Source organism: Mitsuaria sp. BK041 (genome assembly GCF_014193085.1).
Lineage (GTDB): Bacteria > Pseudomonadota > Gammaproteobacteria > Burkholderiales > Burkholderiaceae_C > Roseateles.
In genome coordinates this window covers 795510-810668 of sequence record NZ_JACHYT010000002.1, presented here as the reverse complement: position 1 = coordinate 810668, position 15159 = coordinate 795510, and the positions used below count along the sequence as shown (strand labels likewise).

At 71.6% G+C, this 15159-nt stretch carries 11 protein-coding genes; 4 read left to right on the top strand and 7 right to left on the bottom strand.

Annotated features, from left to right (window positions below):
• Positions 1-2: 2 nt before the first annotated feature.
• A complete protein-coding gene (locus FHT38_RS19460; protein ID WP_255488860.1) occupies positions 3-1874 on the bottom strand; it encodes a DUF885 family protein in 1872 nt (623 codons plus the stop codon).
• Positions 1875-1960: 86 nt separating this feature from the next.
• On the bottom strand, positions 1961-3139 hold the full coding sequence (locus tag FHT38_RS19455) for an NAD(P)/FAD-dependent oxidoreductase (protein WP_183492944.1): 1179 nt from the start codon (positions 3137-3139) through the stop codon (positions 1961-1963).
• Between the two features lie 204 nt (positions 3140-3343).
• On the opposite strand from FHT38_RS19455, the gene FHT38_RS19450 reads away from it, so the two are divergent.
• Positions 3344-4372: an amidohydrolase family protein gene (locus FHT38_RS19450; protein ID WP_183492943.1), complete on the top strand. Its 1029-nt coding sequence runs from the start codon at positions 3344-3346 to the stop codon at positions 4370-4372.
• A gap of 76 nt (positions 4373-4448) precedes the next feature.
• Positions 4449-5156 (top strand): YitT family protein, encoded by a 708-nt coding sequence (locus tag FHT38_RS19445; protein ID WP_183492942.1) that lies wholly within the window; start codon positions 4449-4451, stop codon positions 5154-5156.
• A 9-nt stretch (positions 5157-5165) separates the two neighbouring features.
• Here the strand turns inward: FHT38_RS19445 and FHT38_RS19440 are convergent, their stop codons facing one another.
• The 3 genes from FHT38_RS19440 to FHT38_RS19430 form a co-directional block, all read right to left on the bottom strand.
• Positions 5166-7082 (bottom strand): reverse transcriptase family protein, encoded by a 1917-nt coding sequence (locus tag FHT38_RS19440; protein ID WP_183492941.1) that lies wholly within the window; start codon positions 7080-7082, stop codon positions 5166-5168.
• Between the two features lie 307 nt (positions 7083-7389).
• The gene (locus FHT38_RS19435; RefSeq protein WP_310737404.1) at positions 7390-9171 is read right to left on the bottom strand and encodes an SWIM zinc finger family protein; all 1782 of its coding nucleotides are present in this window, start codon (positions 9169-9171) and stop codon (positions 7390-7392) included.
• Positions 9123-12365: a hypothetical protein gene (locus FHT38_RS19430; RefSeq protein WP_183492940.1), complete on the bottom strand. Its 3243-nt coding sequence runs from the start codon at positions 12363-12365 to the stop codon at positions 9123-9125. Before FHT38_RS19430 ends, FHT38_RS19435 begins: the two co-directional genes overlap by 49 nt.
• 150 nt (positions 12366-12515) lie before the next feature.
• Here FHT38_RS19430 and FHT38_RS19425 point away from each other — a divergent pair, with 150 nt between their 5' ends.
• Positions 12516-13058 carry a hypothetical protein gene (locus tag FHT38_RS19425; protein WP_091727512.1) on the top strand — a complete coding sequence of 181 codons (543 nt, stop codon included), beginning with the start codon at positions 12516-12518 and terminating at the stop codon, positions 13056-13058.
• Positions 13059-13102: 44 nt separating this feature from the next.
• On the opposite strand, the gene FHT38_RS19420 is transcribed toward FHT38_RS19425, so the two are convergent.
• Together FHT38_RS19420 and FHT38_RS19415 are read right to left on the bottom strand one after the other, a co-directional pair.
• On the bottom strand, positions 13103-13339 hold the full coding sequence (locus FHT38_RS19420) for a 4-oxalocrotonate tautomerase family protein (protein ID WP_183492939.1): 237 nt from the start codon (positions 13337-13339) through the stop codon (positions 13103-13105).
• Positions 13340-13350: 11 nt separating this feature from the next.
• Positions 13351-14100, bottom strand: a complete 750-nt coding sequence (locus tag FHT38_RS19415) for an SDR family NAD(P)-dependent oxidoreductase (RefSeq protein WP_183492938.1) — start codon at positions 14098-14100, stop codon at positions 13351-13353.
• Positions 14101-14231: 131 nt separating this feature from the next.
• Here FHT38_RS19415 and FHT38_RS19410 point away from each other — a divergent pair, with 131 nt between their 5' ends.
• Positions 14232-15134 (top strand): LysR family transcriptional regulator, encoded by a 903-nt coding sequence (locus tag FHT38_RS19410; protein WP_183492937.1) that lies wholly within the window; start codon positions 14232-14234, stop codon positions 15132-15134.
• Positions 15135-15159 lie beyond the last annotated feature (25 nt).

The following is a 15159-nucleotide window of genomic DNA, read 5'->3' as shown; positions in this document are numbered from 1 at the left end:
AGTCAGGGCGCCGCGGTGGCCGTGGAGCTCCCGGCCACGCGGCGCGCGCCGACCCAGTCGTCGACCACCTGCTCGAGCACGGTCAGCGGCACGTCGCCGGTCAGCAGCACCGTGTTGTGGAACTGCTTGATGTCGAAGCGGTCGCCGAGCTGCTGGCGGGCACGCTCGCGCAGCGCCTCGATGCGCAGCCGGCCCAGCATGTAGGCGCAGGCCTGGCCCGGCCAGGTGACGTAGCGGTCGACCTCCTGCGGGGTGATGCCGTAGTCGATGGCCTGCTGGCGGGTCCACTTCATCGCATGCAGGCCGGTGTCGACCACCAGCCGGCGGGCGCGGAACAGCGCCCCGTACAGCTGGCCGAGGTGGCCGACCGGATCGCCGTCATACCAGCCGTTCTCGACAGCGAGCTGCTCGGCGTACAGCGCCCAGCCCTCGACGTAGGCCGAGCCGGCCGAGAACGCGGCGCGGCGGCGGAAGTAGGGCAGGTCCCTGGCTTCCATCTGGATCGCGAGCTGGAAGTGGTGGCCCGGGATGGCCTCGTGGTGCACGAGGGTCCGCATGTCCGCGATGTCGTAGGTGGGGCCGGCCAGCGGCGCCCAGAACACGCCCGGCTGGGAGCCGTCCGGCGCCGGGGTCGTGTAGTGGGCGGCGGCGGTGGGCTCGGTCAGCGCGGGCTCGCGGCGCACCTCGACGGGCGCCTTCGGCATGACGTCGAACAGCAGCCGCGCGCGCGCCTGCGCGTCGCGCAGGTAGGTGGTGTAGCGGTCCAGCAGCTGGACCTGCGGGGCGGCGTCCTTGGGCTGGCGGTCGGCGTCCATCTTGCGATAGCGCTGCTCGATGCTGCCCTCGGCGTAGCCCAGCTGGCGCAGCAGGCCGTCCATCTCGGCTTCGATGCGGGCGACCTGCTTCAGGCCGATCGCGTGGATCTCGGCCGGCGAGAGCTCGGTGGTGGTGTTGGCGCGCAGCCGCGCGGCGTAGAACCGGTCGCCATCGGGCAGGCGCCAGACACCGGCGTCGTCGGTGGTCCGCGGCAGCTGCGCGCGCAGCAGCGCGAGGCCGCGGCGCCATGCCGGCACGATGGAGTTCGCGACGATGGCCTCGGCCCGCGCGCGGGCGCGCTGGCGGGCGGCGTCGTCCATGTCGGGCAGGGTCGCCATGCGCTCCGCCAGCGACACCACCAGCGGGTTGTCCGCCGGCTTCGGCGCGACGAACTGCTCGATCTGGCCGACGGCGGTCGCGGTGATGAAGCGCGGCATCAGCATGCCCTTGGCCTGCGCGGCGCGGGCGCGGACGATGCCCTGGTCCATCAGCGCGGCCAGGCCGTCCATGCGCTGCAGGTAGCTGCGCACGTCGGCCGCGTTGCGCATCGGGTGTTCCTGCACGAGGAAGGTGATCGGGCCGACATGCACGCCGGCCATGTGCTCGAAGACGTAAGGGTGGTCAAGGAACTCGCCCTCGGCGACGTTCTGCCGCATCGTCCAGGCCATCAGCGCGGCGGAGGTGCGCTGCGTCGGCGACAGCGCGTCGCGCGGGAAGCGCGCCAGCTCGGCCAGGGCGCGGCGGTCGCGGGCGATGTCCGCGAGCTCGTCCTCGCGCGAGAGCGAGTCCCATTGCCCGTCGAGGCGGGCCTGGACCTCGCCCTGGAAGTACTGCATGCGGGTGGCGTGCTCCGGCGCATGCCGCATGCGCTCGGCGGCGACGCGTTCGGCCCAGGCGTCGAAGCCGGCGGCGCTGAAGTCGTTCGAGGCGCTCGAGGCGGCGGCCGGTGCGGCCAGGGCCTGCATCGCCGGCGCGGTCAGCACGCCGCCCAGTCCGGCCGCCAGCAAGGTGCGGCGGCGCACGGCGGGCGCGGCGCCGGATCGGATCGTCTTGGTCATGTGATCTCCCTGGTCGACGAAGCGTCGATTGGAACGGCCGGCAGGGTAACCGGCTATTCGTCACTCCCGGGTGTCAGGGCGTGTCTCTAAACGTACTGCGCCGCCGCATGCGCCGAGGCCCAGGCCCACTGGAAGTTGAAGCCGCCCAGGTGGCCGGTGACGTCCAGGACCTCGCCGATGAAGTACAGCCCCGGCGACTTGAGCGATTCCATGGTCTTGGACGACACCTCCTTGGTGTCGACGCCGCCCAGCGTCACCTCCGCGGTGCGGTAGCCCTCGGTGCCCGCCGGCACCACCTGCCAGGCCGACAGGCGCTGCGCGATCTGCTCCAGCTCCGCGTGGGCGTACTGCTTGATCGGCTTGGAGACGAACCACTGCTCCGCGATCAGCGTGGCCATCTTCTTGGTGAACAGCTCGGCCAGCAGCGTCCTGAGCTCGGCATTGGGCCGGTCGTTGCGCTGCTGCGCCAGCCAGGCCGGCACGTCCAGGTCGGGCAGCAGGTTGATCTCCACCGCCTGGCCCGGCAGCCAGTAGGACGAGATCTGCAGGATCGCCGGGCCGCTCAGGCCGCGGTGCGTGAAGAGGATGTTCTCGCGGAAGCTCTTGCCGTTGCAGCTCACCAGGCAGTCGACCGAGGTGCCGCTGAGCTCGTTGCACAGGTCCTTGAGCTGGTCGGTGATGGTGAACGGCACCAGCCCGGCCCGCGTCGGCAGCAGCTGGTGACCGAACTGGCGGGCCACCTGATAGCCGAAGCCGGTGGCGCCCATGGTCGGGATCGACAGGCCGCCGGTGGCGATCACCAGCGACTGGCATTGCATCGGCCCCGCCGAGGTCTCGAGCCGGTAGCCGCCTTCCGTCTTCTCGATCCGGTCGACCGAGGTCTCCAGCATCGGCGTGATGCCGACGGCCTCGCACTCGGCCAGCAGCATGCGCAGGATGTCGATCGACTTGTTGTCGCAGAACAGCTGGCCCAGCTTCTTCTCGTGGTGCGGGATCTGATGCTTGTTGACCAGCGCGATGAAATCCCACTGGGTGTAGCGCGCCAGCGCCGACTTGCAGAAATGGGGGTTCTGCGAAAGGAAATTGGCCGGCTCGGTGTACAGGTTGGTGAAGTTGCAGTTGCCGCCGCCGGACATCAGGATCTTCTTGCCGGCCTTGTTGGCGTGATCCACCAGCAGCACGCGGCGGCCGCGCTGCCCGGCCAGCGCAGCGCACATCAACCCCGCGGCACCCGCGCCAATGATCACGACATCGGTGTCCCGCACGTCCTGCACACACTTCCCTTCGACCTGTGAATCGCTGCCCGGCGGCGCGCGGAGGGCGCATCGCGGCGGGCGCGGGAGCTTAACGCATCCGGCTCCCCGCCCTCGCGCCGCCATGCCGGATCTGAATAGCAGCTAGTCCTTGCCATACCTAGGACGATGGGGCCGGGCTGTCCACAATCCGCCGCAGCCGATAGAAAGACCCCCATGATCATCGACGTCCACGGACACTACACGACGGCCCCGGCGGCGCTGGGCGCCTGGCGCGACCTGCAGGTCGCCGCGCTCAAGGACCCGGCGAAGGCGCCGAGCCCGAGCGCGCTGAAGATCTCCGACGACGAGTTGCGCGAGTCCATCGAGACCAACCAGCTCAAGAAGATGAAGGAGCGCGGCTCGGACCTGACCATCTTCAGCCCGCGCGCCAGCTTCATGGCGCACCACATCGGCGACTTCCAGACCTCGTCCACCTGGGCGGCGATCTGCAACGAGCTCTGCGCGCGGGTGGCGGCGATGTTCCCGGATCACTTCGTCGGCGCCGCGATGCTGCCGCAGAGTCCCGGCGTCGTTCCCGCGAGCTGCCTGCCGGAGCTGGAGAAATGCGTCCGCGACTACGGCTTCGTCGGCCTCAACCTGAATCCCGATCCCTCCGGCGGCCACTGGACCAGCCCGCCGCTCACCGATCGCCATTGGTATCCGCTCTACGAGAAGATGGTCGAGCTGGACGTCCCCGCGATGATCCACGTCAGCACCAGCTGCAATGCCTGCTTCCACACGACCGGCGCCCATTACCTGAACGCCGACACGACCGCCTTCATGCAGTGCCTGACCGGCGACCTGTTCAAGGACTTCCCCACGCTGAAATTCCTGATCCCCCACGGCGGCGGCGCGGTGCCCTACCACTGGGGGCGCTTCCGCGGGCTGGCGCAGGAGCTCAAGAAGCCGCTGCTCGACGAGCACCTCCTGGACAACATCTTTTTCGACACCTGCGTCTATCACCAGCCCGGCATCGACCTGCTGACGAAAGTGATCCCGGTGAAGAACGTGCTCTTTGCGTCCGAGATGATTGGCGCGGTGCGCGGCATCGATCCCGAGACCGGGCACTCCTACGACGACACCAAGCGCTACATCGAGGCCACGCCGCACCTGAGCGACGCCGAGCGGCACCTGGTCTACGAGGGCAATGCGCGCCGCGTGTTCCCGCGGCTGGACGCGCGGCTGAAGGCGCAGGGGCGCTGAGACGCGCCCAGGGACAAGCGCCAGCCGCCCCGCCTGCTGCGACACTCCCGGGCATGCTTTCTGCTTCGTGCCTGGGATGAGCGCCACGCCCAACGACCCCACCCCGCCGTCCGCCGCCGCATCCGCCGCCGCACCCGCCGCCGCACCCGCCGCCGCACCCGCCGCCGTCGAGCCGCTCGCCGACCTGGCGATCCGCTCGCACACGCCTTTCGAGGATGCGCAGGCGATCTTCACCGGGACGCTGTTCGTGTCGCTGGCGCTGATCCTGTTCGCGCAGGTCGGCTTGCTGACCGGCGGCACCGCGGGCGCGGCCTTCGTACTGCACTACGCGACCGGCGTCAGCCTGGGCAAGCTGTTCTTCCTGATCAACCTGCCGTTCTACTGGTTCGCCTGGACCCGCATGGGACGCGAGTTCACGCTCAAGACCTTCGTCTCGATCGCGCTGCTGTCGGTGATGACCGAGTTCTCGCCCAAGCTCTTCGCCATCGACCGCATCCATCCGGCCTATGCCGCCATCCTGGGCGGCGCGCTGCTGGGCTCGGGCTGCCTGTTCCTGGCGCGACATCGCGCCAGCCTCGGCGGCGCGACCATCGTGTCGCTCTACCTGCAGAAGGCCAAGGGCTGGCGCGCCGGCAAGGTGCAGATGGCCATGGACTGCGCCATCGTGCTGCTCGCGCTGACGGTGGTCGATCCGGAGCGCGTCGCCTACTCGGTGCTCGCGGCGGTGGTGATGAATCTCTTCATCGCGGTCAACCACAAGCCCGGCCGCTATGCCGTGCTGTGATCCCCGCGCTCAGCGCCGGAAAAGCAGCGCGTTGACCAGCACCAGCAGGCCGATGCCGAGCCAGAACTCCCACCAGCCGCGGTCGCGCGACTTGATGCGCAGCAGCAGGTGGATGACGCCGGCGTACAGGATCAGCTCCGACTTGAGCCCGGCGGCGATGCCGAGCAGCAGCGCGAACTGCTTGACGTAGAGGAGCCAGGGCCGATCAGCCCCGGCCGCGCCCGGCGCGGCGCCTGCCGAGCGACGGGCGGCGCGTTGGGCCTCGTGGTCCGCCAGGCGCTGCGCCTGCTCGGCCCGGCGCTGATCGGCGCGGCTCGGCGCGGGCGGCTTGCCGCCACGGCGCGCGGTGCGCTCGTCATTGAGGCGCGCCTGCCGCGCCGCCTTGATCTGGCCGGCGGTCTGCTGCAGCACCGGTTCCGGAGGCTCCGCCGGTTGCCACCAGGCGCCACGCGCGAGCACGGGCGCCTCGCCGGCCGCGGCCTTCTGGCGGAACAGCGCGCCGAAGGCGGAGCGCCGCTTCGCCGCGCCGCCGGGCAAGGCCAGGGCCTGCTTCAGCAGCGGCGCGCCTTGCTCGCGGTCCACCATCGCGACGAAGCGCCCGTAGCCGACGAGCACCTCGCGCGTGGCCGGCTGCCCCTGCCAGGTCGCCGCCTCGACGCCCTCCCGCGACGCCTTGTGCAGCGCCGCGCGCAGCTTGCGGCGTTCCTCGCGCGAGACGGAGGGCTTGTCGTTGACGACCACGCCGGTGACCTCCTGCCGGGAGCCGGCGCGCATCACGCGCTGCTTGTCCGGATGCGGCGTGAAGCCTTCGTCCTTCAGCACGTGGCGCACCTGCCGCAGCAGCGTGCCGACCTGGCCCGCCCCCTCGCCGGAGGCCGAGAACGTCAGGTCGTCGGCGTAGCGGGTGTAGGCGAAGCCCAGCTTGTCGGCGATGCCCTGCAGCCGGCGGTCCATCTTGCGGCACAGCACGTTGGTGAGCATCGGGCTGGTCGGCGCGCCCTGCGGCAGCACGCGGTCGCGGCCCTTGCCGCCGACGAAGAAGCGCTCGCCGTCGACCTCCAGTTCGTCGCAGGGGTTCTCGCTGCACAGCAGCGCCAGCATCGTGGCGACCCGCTCGTCGTAGCCCAGGCCGCGGAACACGCCCTTGATGCGCGGGAAGGTGATGGTCGGGAAGAAGTCCTGGATGTCGAGGTTGATCACCACCTCGCGCCCGGCATGCGGCGTGGCGTTGGTGACGATGCTGCGCCCCGGCAGGAAGCCGTGCGCGGCGGCATGGCTGGGCACCTTGGCGAGCACCTGGTCCAGCACCCAGTACTGCGCGCGCTTGAGCCGCGGCATCGGCGCCGAGATGGTCCGCTGCCCGCCGGTCTTCTTCGGCAACAGGAAGCGGCGGTAGTGGGACGTGCGTGCGACCTCGCGATGGAAGCACAGGAACTTGAGCTCGGGCAGCGTCAGGCCCATCGCGCGGGCCAGCTCGAGCGGCGTGGCGAGGGTGGGCAGGCCGTCGGCCAGCGGCCGGGCCGGCGCACCGGCGGCAGCGGGCCGCAGGCCGCCGGACACGCCCTCGCCCAGGTAGCCGGCGTCGGTCTTGCGCGCCTCGTGCCAGCGCAGCGCGCGCTCGTGGCGGCGCTGCTCGCGGGCCTGCGCGGTCGCCTCGCGCTTCGCGCGGGCCTGCGCCAGGCGCTCCTCGCGCATCCGCTTGAGCGCCGCTTCGGGATCGCTGTGGCTGCGCAGCTCCTGCTGCATGTCCTCCAGCGCCTTCATCAGCTCGAGCTCGCGCTGGATCAGCGCGGCCTCGATCGAGGGCTTGCCTTCGCCCGCGGGCCAGAAGCCCAGGCGCTGCATTTCCTCGAGGACGAAGGCGTCCTTGGACGAGGCGCGGATGCGCTCGACGATCTCGGCGCGGGTGGGGACGCGGTCGCTCATGCGGCGCCTCCTGGGAGCGACGCCGGCGACGCGGCAGACAAGCGGTGGAAGGGGAGTGCAGCGCGCTTCTCGTCGAAGAGCCTGGAAGGCTTGAGGGACGGGCGCTGTCCACTCGACGCCGCGCGCACCACCGTCGCACGATTCGCTTCAGGGAAGCCCCATGGGAATCTGCGACGGTGGTGCTGCGCGGCACAGTGAAGACGGCGCCCGTGACGCATGGAACGGCAGGAGGCAAGGACGGCGAAACACCGTCCGGGTTGCAAGAGCCTGCGCGCTGCACTCGAAATCAGTTTAACCACAAGCCTCGTCATGCCGCCTCCGGACGGGTGCCAGGTGTTGCGGCCGCGGCGGCGTCCGGCGCCGCCGGCGACCATTCGGCCAGCCGCGGCTGCGCGAGCTGGCGCAGGGCCAGCAGGTGCGCGCAGGGGCCGCGACGCAGGCGGTTCTGACGATGGAAATTGCAATCGCATTGCCCGTCGACCAGTTGCTGGTCGGCGTTCAGGACCAGGCGCGGCGCGTGGCTGCGGTCCTTGAGCCGGACCTCGCCGTCGATGACCAGGCGCTGTCCCTGCGGCGTGATGTCGCGCAGCTTGACGCGCTTCTCGTGGATCAGCGCCAGCGCGGTCGATTCCTCGGGGCTGGAGAAACGCAGCGTCGCCAGCGGCAGCGGCTCGCGCGTCAGTTCGCGCCAGGCGTAGCGGCCGCTGGACAGGTCGAAGACGGCGCGGCCGGCCTGCACCCACAGGCCGAGCGCCGCGTCGACATCGCCGCGGGGCAGCTGCGTCCGCGAGGCCAGCTCGGCCGACGAGGCCATCCATTGCGACTGCAGCGCCGCGGCCACCGACAGCGTCGTCGCCTCGGCGACCTCGTGCCGCGGCTGCAGCAGGTGGAAGCGGCCGGCATCGGACCAGTCGTTGGCGGTCCAGCCGGACAGGCCCAGCGTGACGGTGATGTCGCCCAGCTCGATGACCCAGAAGCTGGGCATGCCCGATCCCAGCAGGTGCACGCGCACCCGTGTGGCCAGCGCGATCAGCCGCTCCAGCGTCAGCAGCCGGCGGCGGCCCCAGACGCGGATCGTCTGCGGCGCGGTCAGCGGCGCGCCGACGATGGCGCTGCGGCGCGCGGTGAAGACCTGGTGCCAGGGCTCGAGCACCATCCGCGCCGGCCCGCCCGGCGACAGCTCGAAGCGCAGCGAGCGCGGCCCCGCGCGCTCCTTGCGCTGGCGCAGCGCGGCGCACAGGTTGTGCAGGTCCATCGGATGGAGCTCGACGACGGTGGCCGGCAGCGTCATCGCGCTGGACACCTGCAGGAAGCCGCGGACCCAGCTGTCGGGCAGGTCGATCTTCTCCTCGCGGAAGGCCGGGTCGTCGCCGGTGGCGACGGTGAAGCCGGCGGGATCGAGCTGCAGCCGCGTCGCCTTGTAGTCGCGGATCTTCTGGAACTCGTCGTGCAGGCTGGCCGAGTAGTCGATGTTGGTCGTGCCGCAGGCCATCTCGCCGGTGCGGTCGAACACGTCATGCCGCACGCTGACCGCGCAGTAGGTCGATTCGTCCTGGCTGAAGGCCTCGAACAGCAGGCGCTCCGGATGCACGGTGATGACCGGGTCCAGCACGTACCAGGCGTCGCGGTGGTTCCAGAACAGCCAGTTGAAATAGGCCTGCTGCGCCTTGTAGAAGGGCGCGAGCACGCGTTGCTTGCTCGCGCGCAGCGTGCGCAGCTCGGTGTTCAGCGCCTCGCTGGACTGCTTGAGCTCGGCCGAGCGCGACATGAAGCGCGCCAGCAGCGATTGCTCGTTCTCCGCCAGCCACTGCCGGTAGACGGACTTGTCGCGGCCGCGGTAGCGCTGGTCGCTGACGACGACGGCATGCAGGGCCGACAGCGCCTCCCGGAACGCCAGGTGCGCGTGCGACGCGCTGCGCAGCAGGCCGTCGAAGGCGGTCGGCGGCCGCAGCGTGTCCGGCGCGAAGTGGAAGGACTGCGACGCCGCGGTGTCGTCGACGGTCGTGCTGCCGTAGTACTTGTAGCGGAACTGCATCGTCGTCAGGCCGGGTCGGCGGTGGTCGTGGTGGCGCCGGCGGGCGAGTGCCACCTCAGGAAGGGCAGCGCGATGCCGGGATGCCGCGCGGCGATGTCGCGCAGGCCGGCGATGTACTGCGGCTTGTCGGTGAGGCTGGCGGTCACCACCTGGCGCGCGAAGATCTCCGCCACCACCTCGGCGGTCTCCGGCGCCGCGATCTGCGCGCGCAGGAAGGCGGTGACGCGGGACTTGGCGGCGCGGCCGCGATGGACCTGGCTCAGCACCGTGAGGAAGTAGGGCGTCAGCGCGCGCAGCTGCCTCGCCAGCCGGGGCGCGTCATCGGTCGGCAGCTCCAGCAGCCATTGCGTCACGAAGAGCTGCACCTGCGTGCCGGGGTGCTGGCTCAGGCGCGTAAGGCACAGCGACGCGTCGGCGGCGCTCATGCGGCGCACCAGTCGCGCGCGGCCCAGCGCCTGCACCCAGGCCTGCGGATGGTCCACCCACGCGATCAGCAGTTCGACGGCGAGGGACTCGTCCGGCAGGCGCTCGCCGAAGAGCGTCCGCGTGTACGCGATCGCATCGTCGAAGCTCGATTCGGCCAGCGGCAGCAGCTGCTCGGACTGCTCGTGCGAGGGCACCGGCGGCAGGCGGGTGTCGAGCGCCCGCATGGCCCAGGTGCGCACGCCGGCATCGGCATGGCGGACCAGCGTGGCGAGCTGGCGCAGCGAGAAGTCGTCCGGGGTCAGCGTGGTGAGCGCCCAGGCACCGTAGCGCTGTGCGCCGGTGCTGCGGGCCTGCAGCGCGCGCCAGCTGCCGGCGGCGTCGCGGGCCGGCGCGTGCGGCGCGAGATCCTGCGTCAGCCAGCGCAGCGCATCGGCATGGGCGCCTTCGCCGCTTTCCGTCTGGAACAGCGAGCGATGCAGGCGGTCGGCGACCTGGCGGGCGAAGTCGGCGTCCTCGCGCGCCACGCGCAGCAGCGCCGATCCGATCGCGGCGCGGATGCCGGCATGGGCATGGGTCGCGAGGTCGCCGATCAGATCGACCTGGCGGCGCAGCACCTCGTCGGGCAGCGCCGCCAGCAGGCGCACGCCACCGGCGCGACGCTCGGGATCCTCCGCGGTGATCAGCCGCGTCATCAGCGCCGCCGGCAGCAGCGCGACGCCCGCGGGATGCAGCAGCAGCCAGCTCACGCCCACGCGCACGACGGCCGCCGACGGATGGTCCAGCAGCGGCAGCAGCGCGCCGAGCCGCGGCATCACCGCTTCCGACGCGGCCGGCGCCAGCGGGCCGGCCAGCAGTTGCTCGATGAGCGTCGCGCCATCGTCCAGGCCGGGGTCGGCGGCATCGACCGCCAGCAGCGCGGCCAGCAGCTCCTCGATCAGCGGCTGCGGCGGCGCGAGCAGCGCCAGGCCGTGGCCCTGCTTGCGGGCGCGCTCCTGCCCGCTGAGCAGCAGCGCGACGACCAGGTCGGCATGGCCGGCGAAGCGGCCCGGATCGCCGGCGATGTGCAGCAGCGCGTAGTCCCGCGCGCCGGCATGGGCGCTCGCGGCCAGCAGCTTCAGCCAGGGCACCTGCGCGGCGGCGTCACCGGATTCGATGTGCGCGCGCGCCGCCGCGAAGCCGGTCTCCGCGGCGGTCGCATAAGGGCTGCGCAGCAGGATTTCCAGCACCGCCGGCGCTTGCTGGCGCATGAATTCGGCATGGTCCTGCAGCGCCCGCGCGACGATGGCCTGCACCAGCGCGCTGCGGCTCGCCATCGCCAGGCGCAGCAGCGCCTCGGGATGCGCGTCCCACATCGCGCGCAGGCCCTCGGGCCGCTGCGGGAGCGCGCGCGTCACGTCGAGGAGCTCCCGTGTCCACAGGCGCCGCGTGCGCGCGCCGGTGCCCAGCGTCGGCAGCGCCGGCAGCAGCAGGCGCGACACCAGCAGCCAGTGCGCGCCGGCGGGGAAGTGGCGCTCGGTGCGCGCCGTCTGCAGGCGATGCCATTCGATGTGGGTCTCGGTGACCGCGGCGGGCACCTCGTCGTCGCGCAGGCCCAGCAGCAGTTCGACCGCCAGCACCGGCGCATGCGGATGCCCGATCGCCGCCAGCCGCCGCAGGCCGCGCCAGCCGCGCAGGCGCAGGTATTCGCGCGTGCGCCGGCCGTAGGCGCGCGCCGGCTTGCGCTTGCTGCCGGCGCTGCGGACGATCCACTCGCCGGTGGACGGGTCCAGGTAGTGGCGCGTCGTCAGGCCGCCCTGGGCGGGGCGGGTGTTCTCGAAGCGCGCATGCAGCAGGCCGACGACCTCGGCGTCGCGGCGCAGCTCCGCAGTCTTGTAGACGTAGCGCAGCGCCTGGAAGGCCTCGGCCTGCAGGGGCAGCGCGCGCAGCAGGCTCAACACCTTCGCGCGCACGTCGGGGCGGACCAGGGCGAGGTCGTACCAGTCCTGCAGCAGGTCGGGCCAGTCGAGGCGGCGGGCCTCGAGCGCGTCGAGCAGCGCGAGCACCAGCGCCGGGCCTTCGGTCGGCAGCGCGAGTTCCGCGGACCACTGGCTCGCGGCGACCTCGAGGTGCGACTGCAGCGCGTCGGGCGCCAGCAGCATCAGCCGCGCCTGGTGGGCATACCGTTTCGTGGCCGGGCTGCGGCCGCGCTCGGACAGCACGGCCATGGCCTCGGCCGCACCGGGATCGCCGAGCCGGCCGATCGCGGCGGCCAGGCAGAGGTCGAGCAGGTCGGAGCCGCTCTCCAGCAGCTCGACCAGCCGCGGCACCAGTGACTGGAGCGCGTGTTGCGCGGCGGGATCGGCGTCGCCGCGGTCGCTGCATTCGGCGACGCGCCAGGCGGCGCGAGCGCGGCGATCGTCGGGTTCGAGCGTCCAGCGCGCCGGCGCGAAACGGGCCACCAGCGCGGCGATGGCCGGCGGGACCGGGCCGGCAGGGGCGCCCGAAGGTGTGGAGGCCGTGGGAACGGAGGGGGTGGAAAGCGGGGCTGCGGCGATCTCCGGCTCGACACCGAGCGCCTCGAAGCCGTCGCGCCGCAGCAGCGTCTCGCCCGCGGCGAGCCGGCGGCGCAGGAAGTCCAGCGCGCGGCGCTGCGCCTCGGCCAGGGTGCAGGGCGTGGCGGTCAGCGACGACTCGCCGCTGTCCTGGCGGACGTTGACGACGTAGCGGGCCGCGTCATCGCTGGCAGTGCGGCCGGCGGGCCGGTCGAGCTCGACCAGTTCCACCGTGCAACGGCGCTCGCGCGGATGGACGCGGATCAGCGTCGCGGATGCGATCTTCCTCAAGTGCTTCTCCCCCTGCGACGGGCGATTCTAGGGGGGCGATGCCGACCTAGGGATGGGCCCTTTCGGGGGGGCTGCCTAGTCTGGCTCACGGCTTCTTCACGGCCCGATCCCGGGCGGTGGCCGCGATGCGGGATGCGCAGGGAGACGACCATGCCGACACGCCAGCTGATGGTGACGCAGATCAAGTGCCTGGACGACACGAGCGAGGGCGACGGCGGCGACTCGCCCTATGTGCTGGTGTTCATGGCCCACCGCAACGTGCCGGGCGGCAAGCTGATCCGCGTGCGCGATCCCGATTGGGACAACCACTTCCTGAAGGGCCGCATCGTCAACACGCGGCAGATCGTCGACGAGGCCGAGGCCGGCGGCGCCTTCGTCTTCGCCTGGCTGCTGGAGGAGGACTGGGACCCGGACCTGGGCAGCGGCGGCGTGCTGCAACTGATGCTGCAGTCGATCTGGAACGTCTATGGCCAGAGCGGCTGGTCCAACCTGACGGCGGCGCAGCTGCGCTCGATCGTGGGGCCCAAGCTGTCCAGTCTCGTGTCCAGTTCCCTGTCCAACGACGAGTACCTCGGCTGGCACAGCTTCGTCGTGCCGACGGTGACGACGGAAACCGCGCTGTCACCGCTGAACTACGGCGGCGACGGCGGCAGCTACAAGCTGACCTTCACGGTGAGGATCAAGGGCGGCTGAGCGCCCGATCCTCCCGTGCGGGCGCCGCGTTTTCCAGGGCCTCCCTAGCCCGGCGTCCCGGACTGCCGCCGGCGGAACTGCGCCGTCGGCAGTCCGCCGACGCCCCAGTTCTCGAGCTCCACCTCGTCGATGACGACGAAGGTCATGTGGCGCGGCTTGCCCATCACCTCGAAGAGCAGGTCGCTGACGCCCTGGATCAGGGCGGCCTTCTGCTCGGGCGTGGTGGCGCTGGCGCCGGGGGCGGTGCCCTCGCGGGTCACCTTGATGTTGACGTAGGGCATGGGGGCTCCTTTCAGCGGCCGGCGTGCTGGCCGCCGTCGACGTTGAGCAGCTCGCCGGTGACGAAGCCCGCGCGCTCCAGGTACATCACCGCGTCGACGACCTCGCTGATCTCGCCCATGCGGCCCATCGGGTGCAGGGCGGCCAGGAACTCATGGGTCTGCGGTGCATGCATGGGGGTCTTGATGACGCCGGGACGCACCGCGTTCACGCGCACGCCGCTCTTCGCGTATTCGATCGCGAGCGAGCGCGTCACGGCATCCAGGCCGCCCTTGGTCAGGCTGGCCAGGCCGGCCGGCACGCCGGCGATCGGCTGGTCGACCAGCGTCGTCGTTATCTGCACGATGTGGCCGTGCCGCTGCAACAGCATCTGCGGCAGCGCCAGCTGCGTGAGGTGGAAGAAGCCGGCCACGTTGACGTCGAACGCGGCCTGGTAGTCCGCGAGCGTGTATTCGGTGAAGGGCTTGGCCAGGAAGATGCCGGCGTTGTTGATCAGCGTGTCGATGCGGCCGAAGCGGTCGAGCGCCGTCTGGACGATGCGCTGGGCGACGGCGCGGTCGCCGATGTGGCCGGGCACGGCGATCACGCCGGCGTCGTCGCCCGGCTGGATGTTGCGGGAGTTGGCGATGACCGCATAACCCTGGGCGCGGTAGGCGGCGACGAGGCCGGCGCCGATGCCTTGCGAGGCGCCCGTGATGAGGGCGACCCGCTGCGTGGTGGTCGTGGTGGTCGTGGCGGTGGCGGTGCTGGAAGCGGTGGACATGGAAGGCTCCTGTTCATGCGGGATCCGGAGGATCCGGGGTCGTCGGGGACGCCGCGGCGATCGGGGATCGGGAGGCGTTGGACGAAGCGTAGGAGCCGGCCTGCGCCAGCGGTAGCCGCTATCCTGTCTCAATGGCTGATCAAAAACGCACAGGGCCTCGCCGGGGCGTGGACTGGGAGGACATGCGGGTGTTCCTCGCGCTCGGGCGGCACGGCAGCCTGTCGGCGGCGGCGCGGGCGCTCTCGGTCAATCACGCGACGATCGCGCGCCGCATCCAGTCGCTGGAGGATCGCCTCGGCGACAAGCTCGTCGACCGCCGGCCCGACGGTTATGCGCTGACGCCGGCGGGCCGGCTGGCGCTGGCTGCCGCGAGCGAGATGGAAGCCGCCGCGTTGACGCTCGCCCGCGAAGGCGACGAGGACGAAGCGGTGCGCGGGCTGGTGCGGGTCAATGCGCCACCGGCGCTGTCGCAGGGCTTCCTGATCGATCGGCTCGCGCGGCTCTCCGCGGTGCATCCGGGGCTGGACCTGGACCTCGCCACCGACCTGCGCCCGGTCAGCCTGGACCGTCACCGCGCCGACATCGCGGTGCGCCTGATGCGACCGCGCGACGGCGACTTCATCGCCAAGCCGCTGGGCACCATGGGTTTCGGCTTCTACGGCACGCCGGCGATCTGCGCGGCGGTCGAGGGCGGCGCGGCGCCGGTGTTCGTCGGCTTCGACGAGGAGAACGCGGACATGCCCGACGCCACCTGGCTCGCGCAGCACTTCCCGCGCAGGCGGGTGGCCTTCCGCGCCAACAACCACATGTCGCAGGCGATCGCGGCGCGGACCGGCGCCGGCCTGGCGCTGCTGCCGCACTACATCGGACGCCAGGTGCCGGGCTTGCGCGAATGCGCGCTGACGCCGACCCGCGAGGCGCGCGAGATGTGGCTGCTGATCCGCGGCCAGGACCGCAAGGCCCGTGCGATCCGGACGGTCGCCGACCATCTGCAGCAGGTCTTCGAGGAAGAGCGGGCGCTGTTCGTGCCTTGAGGGCGCGGCCTTGGACGGCCTGCGA

Excerpts from the sequence above, each read along its gene's own strand:
- FHT38_RS19460 (WP_255488860.1), bottom strand. The coding sequence starts at position 1,874 with ATGACCAAGACGATCCGATCCGGCGCCGCGCCCGCCGTGCGCCGCCGC.
- FHT38_RS19415 (WP_183492938.1), bottom strand. The coding sequence starts at position 14,100 with ATGTCCACCGCTTCCAGCACCGCCACCGCCACGACCACCACGACCACC.
- FHT38_RS19450 (WP_183492943.1), top strand. The coding sequence starts at position 3,344 with ATGATCATCGACGTCCACGGACACTACACGACGGCCCCGGCGGCGCTG.
- FHT38_RS19445 (WP_183492942.1), top strand. The coding sequence starts at position 4,449 with ATGAGCGCCACGCCCAACGACCCCACCCCGCCGTCCGCCGCCGCATCC.
- FHT38_RS19420 (WP_183492939.1), bottom strand. The coding sequence starts at position 13,339 with ATGCCCTACGTCAACATCAAGGTGACCCGCGAGGGCACCGCCCCCGGC.
- FHT38_RS19425 (WP_091727512.1), top strand. The coding sequence starts at position 12,516 with ATGCCGACACGCCAGCTGATGGTGACGCAGATCAAGTGCCTGGACGAC.
- FHT38_RS19410 (WP_183492937.1), top strand. The coding sequence starts at position 14,232 with ATGGCTGATCAAAAACGCACAGGGCCTCGCCGGGGCGTGGACTGGGAG.
- FHT38_RS19440 (WP_183492941.1), bottom strand. The coding sequence starts at position 7,082 with ATGAGCGACCGCGTCCCCACCCGCGCCGAGATCGTCGAGCGCATCCGC.